Origin of the sequence: Sphingomonas morindae, assembly GCF_023822065.1 — a bacterium.
GTDB classification, from domain to species: Bacteria; Pseudomonadota; Alphaproteobacteria; order Sphingomonadales; family Sphingomonadaceae; genus Solisphingomonas; species Solisphingomonas morindae.
Genome location: NZ_CP084931.1, coordinates 81649 through 95770, shown reverse-complemented (window position 1 = coordinate 95770; position 14122 = coordinate 81649). Strand labels below are relative to the sequence as shown.

Here is a 14122-nt window from a genome sequence, read left to right as displayed (position 1 = left end):
GCGCCCGACGCGGACGGTCGGTCCGGTCGCGCTACCATGTGGCGCGTTCGCCTTTGCCCTCGCCCGCCGGCCGCTGGCCGAGCTCGACCAGCGTGGTCGCGTCGCATCCGATCACGGCGACGCTGACATTGTCCGGCGCGCCGCGCTCGAGCGCGCAGGCGATCAGCGCGCCCGCCACAATGGCGGGCGGCGTATCGATGAGCCGGGTCTCGATCTCGAGCGGAGAGACGAGCCGGCTCAGCCCGTCGCTGCACAGCAGGAAGACGTCGCCGGCCGCGACATCGCCCTCGATCCGGTCCAGCAGCAGCGTCTCGCGCACGCCGACCGCGCGCGACAGCACATGGGCCATGGGATGATTGTCCGCCTCGTCGCGCTCGAGCAGGCCGGACGCGACCATCTGCTCCACCTGCGAATGATCGGTGGTGAGCCCGGCCAGCAGCCGGTCGCGGCAGCGATAGGCGCGGCTATCTCCGGCCCAGAGCACGGCGTAGCGGTCGTCGCGGATCAGCAGCGCGACCACGGTCGAGCCGATCGCCCCGCCCGCCTCATGGCCCGCGCGGCAGATCTCCGCATTGGCGGCCTCGAGCGTCGCCGTCACCGCCGCGACCGCGTCGTCGAACGCATCGGGCAGGACGACGCCGTCGAGCGCGCGGACGATCGTCGCCGACGCCCATTGGCCGCGCGCATGGCCGCCCATGCCATCGGCGATCGCCCACAGGCCGTCGCGCGGCCGGGCGAGCACCGAATCCTCGTTGATCTTGCGCACCCGGCCGACATGCGTGCGCACGCCCTGCTCGTAGCGAAGCATCAGTCCCATCAGCGCGTCCTTCCGCATAGTCTGGTCGCCGCGGCCGGCGGGCGCCACGCGGCGTCCCAGTCGCGGACAAGAAGTCCTTCAATCCGTTCGGGCGTCGTCGCCGCTTCCGCGTCCAGCGCGGCGAGCACCGCGTCCGCCGCGCCGCCCGCCACGATCGCGTGGCGCAGCCCCTGAAGCGCGCGCTCCGCCAGCGCTAGCGCCGTCGCCTCGTCCCACAGCGCCGCTCGCCGCCAGCCCAGCACGAGCGGGAAGAGCCGTCCGGCGCGATCCTGCGAGGGTGCCGCCGCCCCCGCCTGCCAGAAGGGCTCGTCCAGGCCGGGCGCGAGCAGAAAGCCCTGCGCGGGCTGGGCCGAGAGCCAGGCCGCGCCTGCGGCACCCGCCGCTGCCGCCCGCTCCATCGTGGCGAGGCAGCGCGCCTCCCAGGCGCGGCGCTGGCCGGGCGGCATCCGCCACACAAAGTCGCCATGAGCGGGGAGCTTGCCGCCGAGAAAGGCGTGCGCGCCGGTCATAGCCGCTCCGGACAGCGGATCGCGAACGGGCCGTCGGGCGCGAGCGCATCGCCGGGGCCCGAGAGGCGGAGCAGCAGCCGCGCCGTGCGATCGCCCTCGCCAAAGCTGGCGAGCATCGCGCCCGGCCCGGCCGGCTGGAGATGGGCGGCGTCGAGCAGGTGGAAAAGCGCCCAGGGCCCCGTCGCCGCGTCGCGCCGCAGCACCCGCGCGCCGCCGCCGAGCAGCGCGACATGCGCCTCGGGCAGCGCGGTCGGCGCCCAGATCAGCACGTGCGGCGTGGCATCCTTGCGGTCGAGCCGATAGCTGGTGCCGCCCGAGGCGAGCTCGACCGCGTCGAGGCCAGGGCCCAGCCCGGCCAAAGTGACGCTCAGCGTCACGCCGCCCGCCAGCAGATCGCGCAGCGCGGCCGCCTTCTGAAAGGCCATAGCGCTGGCCGGGGCGAAGCGCGCCGCCACCGGATCATCCGCGCGCCAGCGCCAGGTCCGCGTGCCCGTCACCAGCAGCGGCGCCAGCCGATCGCGGACAAAGCCGTCGACCGCGCCATTGGCGCCCCAGACGCGCTGGACATCGGCCAGGCCGGCATCCTGCCGCGCCTCGCGCACAAAGGGATAGCCGCCCCGGCGCGCATCGAGGCAGGCGGGGCGGACGGTCGCGGCATAGGCCTGGTTGAGCGTGGCGTCGGCGGTGCGCGCCGCCGCGCCCTGGCCGCCGCGCAGCGCGCCGGCGACAAAGGGCTGGAGCGCGGCGGGGGCGTCGAGCCCGGCGGCCGAAAGATCGCCGAGCGCGCCGGCGAGCCGGCCCTGCACCGCGCCGCCATCCAGCGCCGCGCCCGGCACGGCGGTGGCGGTGGTGGCGGCGGCGGCCTGGCGGATCGCGCCGACCAGCCCGTCCACCGGCGCCCCGGCGAAGCGATCGAGATCGGCGAAATGGGCGGCGATCTGCGCCGCCGCGTCGCGGGCATCGCCCGCCGCCCCGCCCGCCGCCTCGGTCTGGTCGAGCTGGGTGTTGCGCCGCACCTCGCGCAGCAGCGCGGCAAGTGGCGAGGGCGTGCGGACCAGGGCGGCCAGCCCGGCGCGGTCCGCGAAATAGCGCCCCGGCTGCGGCGTGGCGACCACGGCGTCCCACGCCTGCATATAGTCGCGCGCATAATCCTGCGCCACCGCCGCGCGCATGGCGGGCAGCTGCGCGCGGATCGTCGCGCGCTCGGCATCCGGCCCGAGCACCCAGAGATTGCGGTCCAGCTCGGCCTCGACATGGAGCAGGCCGGGACGATAGGCGCGGGCATAGCCTTGCCGCGTGAAGAACCAGGGCACGCGCAGCTGCAGCACCGCCGCGCCATTGGCAAAGGCGCGCGCATCGCCCGAGGCGAGCAGCCGATCGGCGCGCCAGTCCGCCGCGCCGGAGGCGGCGGCGCGCTGGCGCAGCACGGCATAGGCGCGATCGCCGAGCGAGAGCGTCTGCACCGCCGCGCGGCTGTCCGCGATCAGCCGGCCGTCGAGCGGCGCGCGCCGCCCCGGCCAGACCCGGCCGAGATCGGGATCGGCGAGCAGCGCGTCGAGATGCCGCGCCAGCCGGTCGCGCAGATCGGCGCGATCGGCGCCCGGCAGCGCGGCGGTTCGCCAATCCTCCACCACCCAGGCGCGCACCGCGTCGCGATCCAGCCGGCCATAGCCGCCGAGCATCAGATAGGCCTTGAGCGGTTCGTAGAGCCGTTCGGGCTGCGCCGCCTCGGCGCGCATCACCGCTTCCAGCCGCAAGAGCAGCCGGGGCAGCAGGACACGCTGGAGCGCATCCAGATAGGCCTGGCGCGCGGCATCGGCATGGCCCGCCTGGAACAGGCCGAAGCGCATCGCGCGCGGCGGCGGCCCCTGCTGCTGATCGGCATAGCCGCGCGCCAGCGTGCGCAGGCGCTCCAGCAGCGGCAGCGCGGGCTGGAGATCGGGATCGCCGGGCCCGACCCGCGCGAGATCGATCCCCGCCGCCTGATCCAGCGCGATCGCCTCCTGCCCCTGGCCGGTCAGGCGTGTCTGCAATGCGCTGTTGGCGGCGAAGCTGCGCGCCCACAGCCCGGTGACGGCGAGGCCGAGCAGCGCCAGCGCCGCCACGCCGCCGCCCAGCTGCAGCCGGCGGCGGCGGCGCAGCGCCGGATCGGCGCTGGCCAGGCCGGCTTCGGGGATGACCAGTTCGGTCAGCAGCCGGTTGAGGAAATAGGCGCGGCCCGATCCCGGGGCCGGCGCGCCGCGATCGGGCTCGTACAGCTCGGCCATCGCGCTCAGCACGCGATCCAGCGGCGCGCCGGCCTGCACGCCGCTGGCGAAATAGAGGCCGCGCAGCCTGTGCCCGTCCGAAGCGGTGGCGGGCAGCACGCCCTCGACGAAGCGCGCGACACGCGCGCGCAGCGCGATCAGCTGCGGCGGAAAGCCGAGGATGAGGCTGCGGCGACGCTGGTCGGCCTCGTCCTGCAGCCGCCGCGCGCTGCGCGCCGTCACCGCCTCGATCATCGTGTCGAAGCCGGCCATGACCGAGGCGAGATCGCCCGCGCCGGCGAGCGGCAGCGTCGCGCCCAGCACGGCGCGCCGCCCCTCCGCGTCAAGATCGGCGAAGAATTCGGTGAAGCCGGCGAGCAGGTCGGTCTTGGCGAAGAGGATGTAGACGGGCGCGGAGACGCGCAGCGTCCGGCGCAGCTCGTCGAGCCGGCGGCGCACCGCGCCGGCATGGGCGTCAAGCTCGGCCCGGCTCGCCCCGGTCAGCATGTCGATCCCGAGCGTGACGAGGATGCCGTTGATCGGCTGGAGCGGGCGCGTGCGACGCAGCAGTCGCAGAAAGGCCTGCCATCCGGCGGCATCGACGGCGGCGTCCGAATCCTGCGTAGTGTAGCGGCCGGCGGTATCGACCAGCACCGCATCCTCGCCAAGCCACACATCGAGCGCGCGCGTGCCGCCCAGGCCGGGCACGGCGCCGTCGCTCCAGGGAAAGCGCAGCCCGGACTGGAGCAGCGCCGTGGTCTTGCCCGCGCCGGGCGGCCCGATCAGCAGATACCAGGGCTTGGCATAGAGATAGGCGCGTCCGCGGCCGTCCGCGCGAAGCCTGGCCAGCGCGGCGCGCATCCGCTCCGTCACCGCGCGCGTCTCGTCCGCGGCGGCGTCCCCCGTGTCGGCCGGGGCCAGCGCGTCGGCGAGGCGCGCCGCGCGGCGCCGGGCCGTCCAGATGCGATAGCCCGCCGCCAGCGCGAAGCCGAGCGCCACCAGCGCCAGCAGCGCCAGCCGCACCCAGGGCGCGCGCAGGGCGGGCACCAGCGCCGGCAGGCCGACCGCGAGCACCAGCCCCATCACCATCGCGCTCGTGCCCGCCAGCGTCCACCAGCCGCGCACAATCCGTTGCATCACTTATTGGCTCCTGGGGATGACGATCTCGACGCGGCGGTTGAGCGCGCGGCCGGCCGGACTGGCATTGGAGGCGATGGGCTGGGCGGCGCCGAAGCCGATCGCGGTGACCCGGCCGGGATCGGACAGGCCCGCCCGCACCAGCGCCGCCACCGTCTCGGCGCGCGCCCTGGCGAGCGCGAGATTGTCCGGGAAGGCGAGGGTGGCGATGCGCGCGCTGTCGGTATGGCCCTCGATCCGGACCGGGCCGGGTTCGCGCTCGAGCGCGGCGGCGATGCGCTGGAACAGCGCCGCCCGGCCGGGTTCGAGCCGGTCCGACCCCGAGGCGAAGAGCTGGCCGACCGTGGTGCGCACGCGGAGGCTGTTGGGATCCTCCTCCACCACCACCAGCCCGCGCGCCACCGCATCGGCGAGGAAGGCGGACACGCGACGATGCAGCGCATCGTCGGGCGGAGACGGCGGCGGCGCGGCGGCGCGCGCGAGCCGCAGCGGCTGATCGGGATTGATCGCCAGCAGCGTCGTCAGCGCCGGGCCGCCGGTGGCGATCAGCGCCAGCCTGAGCCCGACAAAGATAAGCAGCAGCAGCGCGGCCAGGCCGCTCGCCGCCAGCGTCAGCGGCGCCCAGGGCGAGACGCGCGCCGCCGCGCGCGGCGTGCCGCGCCAGTGCGGCACCAGCTCCACCGGCGAGATCTGGCGCGCGTGCGGGAGCGCGGCATAGGCGCTGGTGAGGATCTGGCGCAGACGGCCGCCGCCCTCGCCGCCAATCCGGTGCCGCCCCTCGAAGCCGGCGGCAAGGCAGGCATGGTACAGCTCGATCAGCGCGGCATGATCGGCGGGACGCGCGAGCATCTCCTGCAGCAGGGCCCAGAAGCGATCGCCGCCGATGGTTTCGCCAAAGCCGCGCACCACCATGCTGCGCCGCGCCCATTCGGCGCCGTCGGCGGCGCGGCCCGGCAGATTCTGCGCGACATCGTCGATCGTCGCGAACACCGCATAGCGCGCCCGGCGGCGCGTTTCCTCGTCCAGCCCCTGGCCTTGCAGCGCCTCGTCGAAGCGCATCGCGGCGGCGGTCATGCGCTGGTGCAGCTGCGGCAGGGCGATGGAGAGCCGGCCGGCGCGCACCGCCGCGATCAGCGCGAGCAGCGGCGCCGCCGCCTCGGTCAACGGATTGCGCGGGCGGCCGCGCGGCGGCGGCGCGGGCATATCGTCATCGATCAGCGCCCTTTGCGCGAGCGGCGGCGGCGGCGGCGCGGCGGCGGCGCGGGCGCGGCGCTCCTGAAGCGGGCTCGGCTGGAAGATCGTCCGCTCGCCCGCGCCCTCGCCCTCGTCGCCGAGCGCGTCCTCGCCGCGGCCCGCCGTCATCGCCCGCCGGCCTTGCGCACGCACCACAGCTCGAGCGCGAGATCGGGCCAGTCGCCCGCGACATGCAGGCCGAGCGCGGGCGCGGCGGCGAGTTCCGCCCAATCGGCGGCGGCGCGGTCCAGCTCGAAATAGACATGGCCCGGCAGGCTGCGGATCTGCGGCGGCGGCGTCGGCACATGGCGCAGCGGCACGCCTTCGAGGGCGGATTCTACGATCTGCCGCATCTTCTGCACCGATCCGATCTTCGCGACGGACGGAAAGCGCGCGCGCACCTCGTCCAGCGACAGCCGGGCGCGCACGGCGAGATAGAAATAGCCCGTCTGGTACAAGGCGGGATCGGTGTTGCGCGCGGTATAGGCGCCCGGCCCCGCCTGCTTCAGCGGCAATTGCACCGCCGCGCGATCATAGACGGCCGACAGCGCCGCCTGGATCACCTCCACCACCGGCTCGAAGCTTTCGCGCAGCTGGCCATGATCATAGGCCGGCAGGCGCGGCGGCCGCCGCTCGGCGGTGGTGAGCGTCGCCAGCTCGCCCGCCATGCCGAGCAGCGCCTCGAACAGCCGCTCGGGATGCACCATGGGCAGCCGGGCGAGATGCTCGAGCTGCGGCGTCCAGCGGTTGAGCGCCTGCAGCAGAAGGAAATTGGCGAAGCTCTCGGCGCCGCCATCGGTCGCCTCCACGGCCCTTCGGGCGAGTTCCTCGATCCGCTGCGTGGCGCGGCCGATAATGTCGGCGAGGAAGCCCGCCAGCCGCGGGCTGGCGCGGATATCGAGCGCCGGCGGAATATAGCGCTCGTCGAACAGCAGCGCGCCGTTGCGCGTCTCGCGCACGCGGGCCAGGCCCAGCAGGACGCGGCCATAGGTCTGGTCCGGGGTGACGCCGAAGCGGAGATTGGGCCGGGCGAGTTCGATCGGCTCGGCGGTCCGCTCCTCGGCGAACCCGTCGATCACCGCTTCCTCCTCCACCACATAGCGCACCGCCGCCGCGCCCGGATCGTCGCGCTCGCGATATTCCACGGCGCCGGGCTGGATCGCCGGCAGCGTCAGCTGCACCAGCGCGTCGCGGCTGTCGCCCGCCATGTCGAGCGGCGCCGGCGGCGGCGCGTCGCCGGGAATGGCGAAGACCAGGCCATCGGGCATGATCCCGACCAGCCGATCGACCGCGAACTTGCCGAGCGCCGCCAGATCCTGGTTGATCGCAAGCTCGATCACGCCCCAGCGCCACGGACCGGCGGCGCGCGCCTGCGCCGCCAGCATCGCATCGCCATGGCGCTGCTGCTGCTGGAAATGCTGCTGGCGCAGGAACTGCCCCTCGCGCCACGCGACGCGCGCATCGCCTACCATATACCGCCAGTCGGACCGGCGAAGAGAGCAAGCATTATCCAGCCCATGTCGATCTGTCCCGAAACCAATCGGGCGCACCATGCGGTGGCGGAGATTTCAGCCCAATGTCGGGCACGGTCTTCCAAGTTTCAGTTGTAACCCAGGCGCTCTATACGAATCCTGGATTGCCGCGCACGCCGGCGCGATCGCCGCCATCAGGAGGTTCCTCGTCGCGCCCCGCCTGCTTTTCTGCCGATCGCGTCCTTGTTTCGCCTCGTCGCGAAGCCTAGTGGCAATGCGTCGGCGCAGTGTCCGTCATCGTTGTCGGGCGCGCCGAACAGGATAGAGCGGTATCCTTTGTTGCGTAGCGGAGGAGGCGGGTCCGTCATGGGCGTGCTGGAAGCATTTGACACGATCACCGAACCACACGCGGCCCGCATCCTCGTGGTGGACGACGAGCCGGCGATGCAGCGGATGATCGTCACCTATCTCAACGAACAGAATATGCGGGCCAGCGCCGTATCGGGCCGCAAAGGCCTGCTGCACACGCTGGCGGTGCGCGAACCCGATCTGATCCTGCTCGATCTCCATCTCGGCGAGGATGACGGGCTCGATCTGCTGCGCGAGCTGCGTGGCAAGAGCATCGTTCCCGTCATCCTCATCACCGGCCATCGCCGCGACGAGATCGACCGCGTCGTCGGGCTCGAGCTGGGCGCGGACGATTACATCACCAAGCCGTTCGGCATGCGCGAGCTGCTGGCGCGGATCCGGGCGACGCTGCGGCGGCGGACGATGGACAGCCTCACGCCGGCGCGCCGCAGCGAGCATCGCTATGGCTTCGACGGCTGGCTGTTCGACCAGCGCGCCCGCCAGCTCACCAGCCCCGCGGGCGACGCCGTGGCGCTCACCAAGGGTGAGTTCGCGCTGCTCAGCGCCTTTGTCGCGGCGCCCCGGCGCACGCTGAGCCGCGAGCATCTGCTCCAGGCGACGCGGCTGCACGAGGATGTGTTCGATCGCAGCATCGACGTGCAGATCCTGCGCCTGCGCCGCAAGCTGGAGGATGATCCGCGCGCGCCCCGCTTCATCCGCACCCAGCGCGGCGCCGGCTATATCTTCGACGTCGACGTGCAGATCGGTTGAGGCGCGGGGCGGCCCTCGGCGCGGCTTTGCTGGCCGCCGGCCTGGCGGGCGGCGCGGCGCCGCCGGGGCGGCCGCCGGCCGATGGACGCCGCCCGATCGCGCCGCTGCCGGCGCCGCCGCCTGCCGCGCTGCGCGACCGGGTGGCGCTCGGCGCGCGTCTCTATGGCGATCCGCGCCTGTCGGCGAGCGGCCGCATAAGCTGCCAGTCCTGCCATGATCTCGCCAGCAACGGCGCCACCGGCGCGCGGCGCGATCCCGGCGACAATGGCGCGGCCTCGCCGTTCAACACGCCCACCGTCTTCAACAGCGCGCTCAATTTCCGCTTCAACTGGCAGGGCGGCATGCCCACCCTGCCCGATGTGGTGGCGGCCTCCCTGCGCAATCCGCATGTCATGGGCGGCAGCGCCCCGGGATTGCGCCGGCTGCGCGCCGATCGCACGCTGCTGCTCCAGGCGCGCGCCGCCTATCGCCGCGATCTCGACGAGGCGGTGCTGATCGATGCGCTGAGCCGCTATGTCCGCACGCTCACCACCCCCGGCGCGCGCTTTGATCGCTGGCTCGGCGGCGATCGCGCCGCGCTCACCGCGCAGGAGCAGCGCGGCTGGGAAATGTTTCAGGCGGTGGGCTGCGTCTCGTGCCACCAGGGCGCCAATATCGGCGGCAATCTGTTCGAGCGGCACGGCATCTTCCATCCGCTCGCGGCCGGCGGCCCGCCCGTGCTGCGCGTGCCGAGCCTGCGCAACGTGGCCGCGACCGCGCCCTATTTCCATGATGGCAGCGCGCCGACGCTGGCCGGCGCGGTGCGCGCCATGGCCTATGCCCAGCTCGACATCACCCTCTCGGAGCGCGACGTGCGCGACATCGTCGCCTTTCTCGGCACGCTTACCGGTCACTATGAGGGCCGGCCGGTGCACCCGGCGGCGCGATGAGGCCCCGGCGCGCGCTGTTCGCGGTGGGGCTGCTGATCGCCTGCGCCGCCCTGTGGATCATCCTCTGGCCCGGCGCGCGCCAGCGCGACTGGCTGGCCGGCGGGGCCCGCGCGCTGGGCGCCTTCACCATGGCCGATCGCGCGCTGCAACGCGATGTGCTGATGGCGCGCGCCGGGCTGATCCGCAATTATGACCCGCTCACCCAGGAGAGCGCCGACATGCGCGCCGCGCTGGCCGAGCTCGACCGCGCCACCGCGCCGGATCCGGCGGCGACGGCGGCGGCGCGGCGGCTGGGGGCGGGCGCCGCGCGGCGGCTGGCGCTGGTGGAGCGGTTCAAATCGGACAATGCGCTGCTCCAGAACTCGCTGGCGCGGCTGGCCCATGTCTCGGCCTCGCCGCATGTATCGGAAGCGGCCAGCCTGCTCGCCGCCAAGATCCTGCGGCTCACGCTCGATACCACGCCCAATGCGGTGGATGCGGCGCGCGCCGCGCTGGCCGACTATGAGCGCGCCGCCCATCAGGGCGATAGCGGCGAGGCGCGCCAGCTCTATGCCCATTCGCGGCTGCTGGTGCGGCTGCTCCCCGAAGTGGACCGGATCGTCGCCGCCATTCTCGACGCGCCGGTCGATCGCGAGATCGCGGCCACGCGCGCGGCGCTGGCCTCGGCGACGACGCGGATGGACGAGCGGGCGCGGCATCGCCGCCTGGTGCTGGCGATCGCCAGCGGGCTCACCGCCGCGATCCTGGTGCTGCTCGCCATCTCGCTGCACCTCCATGTCCAGTCGCTGCGGCGGCGCGGCGATTTCGAGCATCTCCACGCCACCATTCTCGGCCTGATGATGGACGTGCGCGCCCCCGACCTGCCCGACCGCATAAGGCGCGCGCTGGCGCGGGTCGCCGCGCATGTCGGCGCCGACCGCGCCTATCTGCTGCTCGACGACGGGCGCGCGCCCGCCTTTCTCTGGTCGCGTCGCGGCGGGCTGACCGCGCCCTATGCCCGGGCGATGGTGGAGGCCGCGTCGAATATCGCCGCCTGGCGCGACGATCATATCGCGCTCGCGCCGCGCCAGGCGCTGGCCGCCGAGCCCAAGGCGGCGGTGTCCCAGCACGGCGCCGTGCCCGCCTCGCTCGTGCTGCTGCGCGCGCCCGAGAGCGAAGGCGCGGTGGTGCTGGGCATCGAGCGCGTGCGCGGCGCGCTGCGGCTCCGTCCGGAAACGCTGGCCGGGCTTTCGACGGCGCTGGTGGCGATCCTGCAGGCGATCCATCGCGATCGCCTCGAAGCCGAGCGGCTCGCCTTTGAACGCAAGGCCGCGCGCGGCCGCCGGATGGAGACGATCGGCGCCTTCGCCAGCGGCATCGCGCATAATGTGAACAACATCATCGGCGCGATCGCGGGGTTTGCCGAAACCGCCGAGCTGCATGTCGGCGCCCGCTCGCCCGCCGCCGCCAGCCTCGCCGAGATCCGCACGGCGGTGGGGCGCGCGCGCATGCTGGTGGATCAGGTGCTGCGCTTCGGCCGCCGTGCCGAGCATCCGCACGAGCGCGTGGCGCTCGGCCCCTTTATCGAGGAGACGGCGCGGCTGCTGGGCGCCTCGCTCCCGGCCGGCGTGCGGCTGCGGCTGGGGCCGGTGCTGCCGCCGATCACGCTTCTCGCCGATGCCGCGCAGGTGCAGCAGGTGCTGCTCAATCTCTGCCACAATGCCGCCGTGGCGATGCCGGAGGGGGGCACGATCGGCTGCGAGATCGAGCATGTCCGCACCCGCGATCCGCGCCAGCTCAGCCACGCCGTGATCCGGGCGGGCGATTATGTCGTCATCGCGGTGACCGACCAGGGCCATGGCATCGCCCCCGCGATCCTGCCGCGCCTGTTCGATCCCTTCTACACGACGCGCCAGGGCGGCACCGGGCTCGGCCTCTCCACCGCCTGGGACATCGTCCAGCAGCATGGCGGATCGATCGACGTGCGCAGCACGGTCGGCCGGGGCAGCCGCTTCTCGGTCTGGCTGCCGATCGCCGACGCCGAGCAGCCCGGCCCGGAGGCGACGCCCCAGCGCGGCGAGGGCCAGGCCATCCTGCTCGTCAATCCCGATGCCGAGGCGCTGCAGCGCGACGAGGAGCTGGTCGCGGCGCTCGGCTATGAGCCCTGGGGCGCGACCAGCCTCGCCGCCGCCGCGCCGCTGATCGAGGCCTGCGACGCCATCCTCATCGCCGGGGTGGATGGCGGCTTCTGCGCCGAGGCGACCGCCGCGCTGCGCCCGCGCGCGCGGGGCAAGACCTGGCTCACCGCCTCCCCGAGCCTCGCGGACGATGCGGAAGGGCTGCGCTATCCGCTGCGCGCCTATGAACTGCTGCTCGCGCTGGCGGCGGTGCGCAAGGCGCCCGCGTCCGGCTGAGCCGGCTCAACAGCCCTCGGCGGTGCCGATCGCGGTCCAGCGGCTGCCGCGCTGCATCTCGATCCGCCCGCCATAGCGGCGCAGCGGCGTCTCGCCGAACTGGCCGCTGACGATCTCGCAGCGATTCTTGAACACCCGCTCGACGCAAATGGCGCGCGAGCTATAGCCCAGCTCGTCCCACTGCTTGCCGGACCAGCGCCGGCACGCCGCGAAATCGCCCGAGTCGGTGGCGCCGCTATGGCTTTTGAAGGCGGGGCGCAGCGATTCGGTCGCCGCCAGCGCGGGGGCGGGCGTGAGCGGCGCGGCGGGCGCGGGCGCGGGCGCGGGCGGCGCGGCCGCGACGGAGGCAAGCGGCGGCGCGGGCGCCGTCCCGGCACGGTCCGGCGGCAGCACGCGCAGCCACACGGCGCGGCTGCGCCAGCCGGCGGCGGCGCCCGCCGACAGCCGCTCCGCGAGCGCGGAGGCGGAGCGGGCCGCGCCGGGATCGAGGCCGAGCGGCGCCGGCGCATCGAGCAGCACCAGCCCCGCCACACCCGGCGCGCGGAAACAGACGCCGACCTGGAACCGGCCATCGCCGCCATCCTGCGCCAGCGCCGGGCGCGTTCGCGCGAGCCGGCTCAGCGCCGCGCGGCTGCCCGCCACGAGGCGCGTGCCGCCATCGGGATCAAGCGCCAGCAGCGCGAGATCGCGGCGCGGATCATCCTCGATCAGCGTGAGATCGGCGCGCGCCGCGCCCGGGCCGCAGCCGGGCGCGGCGGCCGCCAGCGCGATGCGAGTGCCGCCCGCGAACAGGCGCAGGCCCGGCCCGTCGGCGCGATCGAGCGCGCGCCCCGCCTCCAGCAGCGCGCAGCGGCCCGTATCCACCGGCAGCACATCGGCGGCGATCACGCGGGGCAGCGCGAGCCCATGCGATGCCGCCTCGGTGCGGAGCTGCGCGTCCAGCGTCGCCGGATCGCCGGCCGCCCCCGCGAGGCGGAGCGCGCCGCCGCCCGTCCGCGCGCCGAGCCAGGCGCAGGGCATGGCGGCCAGCGCCTCCGGCAGCGCCGGCGTCGGTGCCGCCGCCGGCCCGGAGGCCGCCGGCGCGCGGGGCGGCGGCGCGGGGCGCAGCGGCGCGGCGGCGGGCGGGCGCGACGGCGGCGCGGGCGGATCGCCTCGTCCGTGCCGCAGCATCAGGCCGCCGGCGGCCAGCGCCGGAACGAGCAGCGCGAGCGGCGCCCAGCGGCGTGTCGCGCGCCGCGCCGGCATCGCACGCGAAACGGGCGGTGCGGGCGCGAACAGCGTCGGCGGCGCGTCCGGCGCGGCCTCGGTCGTTTCGGGCGCGGCCTCGGGAAGCGGCGGCAGCGCGTCGATCTCGGCCCGCACCGCCGCCATCGACCGCAGCCGCTCGGCCGGATCGGGCGCCAGCATGCGCCGGAAGAGCGGCGCCAGCGCGGGCGGCAGATCGGCGAGGTCCGGGGGTTCGCGACGGCGCGCGATCGCCTCGGACAGGGTCTTGCCCATGTCGGGCGCCTTGCCGCGCGCATAGGCGAGCAGCACCAGCGCGGTGGAATAGACATCGGTCCAGGGGCCGAGCGCGCGGTCATAGTCGCCGAACTGCTCGGGCGCGACATAGCCGAGCTTGCCCGCGAAGCCATCGCCCACCACCGTCTCGGCGCCCAGTTCGAGGCTTTTGGCGATGCCGAAATCGATGATCTTGGCGCGCTCCAGCACGCCGCCCGGCAGCAGGATATTGTCGGGCGACATGTCGCGATGGATGGCGCCATAATCGTGCGCCGCCTCCAGGCCCGCGACGAGCCGGCGGGCGAAGCGCAGCACGGCGGCGGGGCTCGGCCGCCGGCCATCCAGATGCGCGGCGAGCGGCTCGCCATCGATGAAGTCGGTGACGATATAATAGAGATCGAGATCGGGATCGCGGGCGAGCACGCGATACTGGACCACCGCCGGGTGGGTGATGCGGGTGAGGATCTGCGCTTCCTTGCGGAACATGGCGCGCACCTTGGGATCGGCGGCCAGATGGCCGCGGATCGCCTTGATCGCGACGCGCTCGTCGCTCTCGATATTGACGCCCTCGAACACCTCGCCCATGCCGCCGCGCGCCACGAACCGATCCACGCGATAGATGCCGTTGAGCAGATCGCCCGGCTCCAGCCCGATCTCGCGCCGGGGCGCGCGGCGCGGCGTCGAGGCGCCGGCGCTGGTCTCGGGCGCGATCACGGTGCGGCCGTCCTCGGGCGGCGGCGCGTCGGAGTCGGCGATCATCGCCCGGC

Annotated in this window: 9 protein-coding genes; 3 read left to right on the top strand and 6 right to left on the bottom strand. The window is 74.3% G+C overall.

Going from position 1 to position 14122, the window contains the following annotated elements; all coding sequences use genetic code 11:
* Nucleotides 1-31: 31 nt before the first annotated feature.
* Genes LHA26_RS17195 through tssK form a run of 5 tightly spaced genes read right to left on the bottom strand, consistent with a single transcriptional unit; the run spans nt 32 to nt 7414 of the window.
* Nucleotides 32-817 carry a PP2C family protein-serine/threonine phosphatase gene (locus LHA26_RS17195; protein ID WP_252168729.1) on the bottom strand — a complete coding sequence of 262 codons (786 nt, stop codon included), beginning with the start codon at nt 815-817 and terminating at the stop codon, nt 32-34.
* Nucleotides 817-1326 carry a type VI secretion system-associated protein TagF gene (tagF, locus tag LHA26_RS17190; protein WP_252168728.1) on the bottom strand — a complete coding sequence of 170 codons (510 nt, stop codon included), beginning with the start codon at nt 1324-1326 and terminating at the stop codon, nt 817-819. The genes LHA26_RS17195 and tagF overlap by 1 nt, the downstream gene beginning before the upstream one ends.
* The gene (gene tssM, locus LHA26_RS17185) at nt 1323-4709 is read right to left on the bottom strand and encodes a type VI secretion system membrane subunit TssM (protein WP_252168880.1); all 3387 of its coding nucleotides are present in this window, start codon (nt 4707-4709) and stop codon (nt 1323-1325) included. The genes tagF and tssM overlap by 4 nt, the downstream gene beginning before the upstream one ends.
* A 3-nt stretch (nt 4710-4712) precedes the next feature.
* Entirely contained in the window at nt 4713-6071 is a 1359-nt protein-coding gene (gene icmH / locus LHA26_RS17180) for a type IVB secretion system protein IcmH/DotU (RefSeq protein ID WP_252168727.1), read from the bottom strand.
* A complete protein-coding gene (tssK, locus tag LHA26_RS17175) occupies nt 6068-7414 on the bottom strand; it encodes a type VI secretion system baseplate subunit TssK (protein ID WP_252168726.1) in 1347 nt (448 codons plus the stop codon). The genes icmH and tssK overlap by 4 nt, the downstream gene beginning before the upstream one ends.
* Nucleotides 7415-7780: 366 nt before the next feature.
* Here tssK and LHA26_RS17170 point away from each other — a divergent pair, with 366 nt between their 5' ends.
* The 3 genes from LHA26_RS17170 to LHA26_RS17160 are packed head-to-tail and all read left to right on the top strand — an operon-like array spanning nt 7781 to nt 11855.
* Nucleotides 7781-8533 (top strand): response regulator, encoded by a 753-nt coding sequence (locus LHA26_RS17170; RefSeq protein ID WP_252168725.1) that lies wholly within the window; start codon nt 7781-7783, stop codon nt 8531-8533.
* 26 nt (nt 8534-8559) lie between these two features.
* Nucleotides 8560-9462, top strand: a complete 903-nt coding sequence (locus LHA26_RS17165; RefSeq protein WP_252168724.1) for a cytochrome-c peroxidase — start codon at nt 8560-8562, stop codon at nt 9460-9462.
* Nucleotides 9459-11855, top strand: a complete 2397-nt coding sequence (locus tag LHA26_RS17160) for a DAHL domain-containing protein (protein ID WP_252168723.1) — start codon at nt 9459-9461, stop codon at nt 11853-11855. Before LHA26_RS17165 ends, LHA26_RS17160 begins: the two co-directional genes overlap by 4 nt.
* Before the next feature lie 6 nt (nt 11856-11861).
* Here LHA26_RS17160 and LHA26_RS17155 read toward each other — a convergent pair whose 3' ends face one another.
* A complete protein-coding gene (locus LHA26_RS17155; protein WP_252168722.1) occupies nt 11862-14114 on the bottom strand; it encodes a serine/threonine-protein kinase in 2253 nt (750 codons plus the stop codon).
* Nucleotides 14115-14122 lie beyond the last annotated feature (8 nt).

Bases quoted from the DNA above. Each gene is read 5' to 3' on its own strand.
- icmH (WP_252168727.1), bottom strand. From the start codon at position 6,071: ATGACGGCGGGCCGCGGCGAGGACGCGCTCGGCGACGAGGGCGAGGGC.
- tagF (WP_252168728.1), bottom strand. From the start codon at position 1,326: ATGACCGGCGCGCACGCCTTTCTCGGCGGCAAGCTCCCCGCTCATGGC.
- LHA26_RS17170 (WP_252168725.1), top strand. From the start codon at position 7,781: ATGGGCGTGCTGGAAGCATTTGACACGATCACCGAACCACACGCGGCC.
- LHA26_RS17195 (WP_252168729.1), bottom strand. From the start codon at position 817: ATGGGACTGATGCTTCGCTACGAGCAGGGCGTGCGCACGCATGTCGGC.
- tssK (WP_252168726.1), bottom strand. From the start codon at position 7,414: ATGGTAGGCGATGCGCGCGTCGCGTGGCGCGAGGGGCAGTTCCTGCGC.
- LHA26_RS17155 (WP_252168722.1), bottom strand. From the start codon at position 14,114: ATGATCGCCGACTCCGACGCGCCGCCGCCCGAGGACGGCCGCACCGTG.
- LHA26_RS17160 (WP_252168723.1), top strand. From the start codon at position 9,459: ATGAGGCCCCGGCGCGCGCTGTTCGCGGTGGGGCTGCTGATCGCCTGC.
- tssM (WP_252168880.1), bottom strand. From the start codon at position 4,709: ATGCAACGGATTGTGCGCGGCTGGTGGACGCTGGCGGGCACGAGCGCG.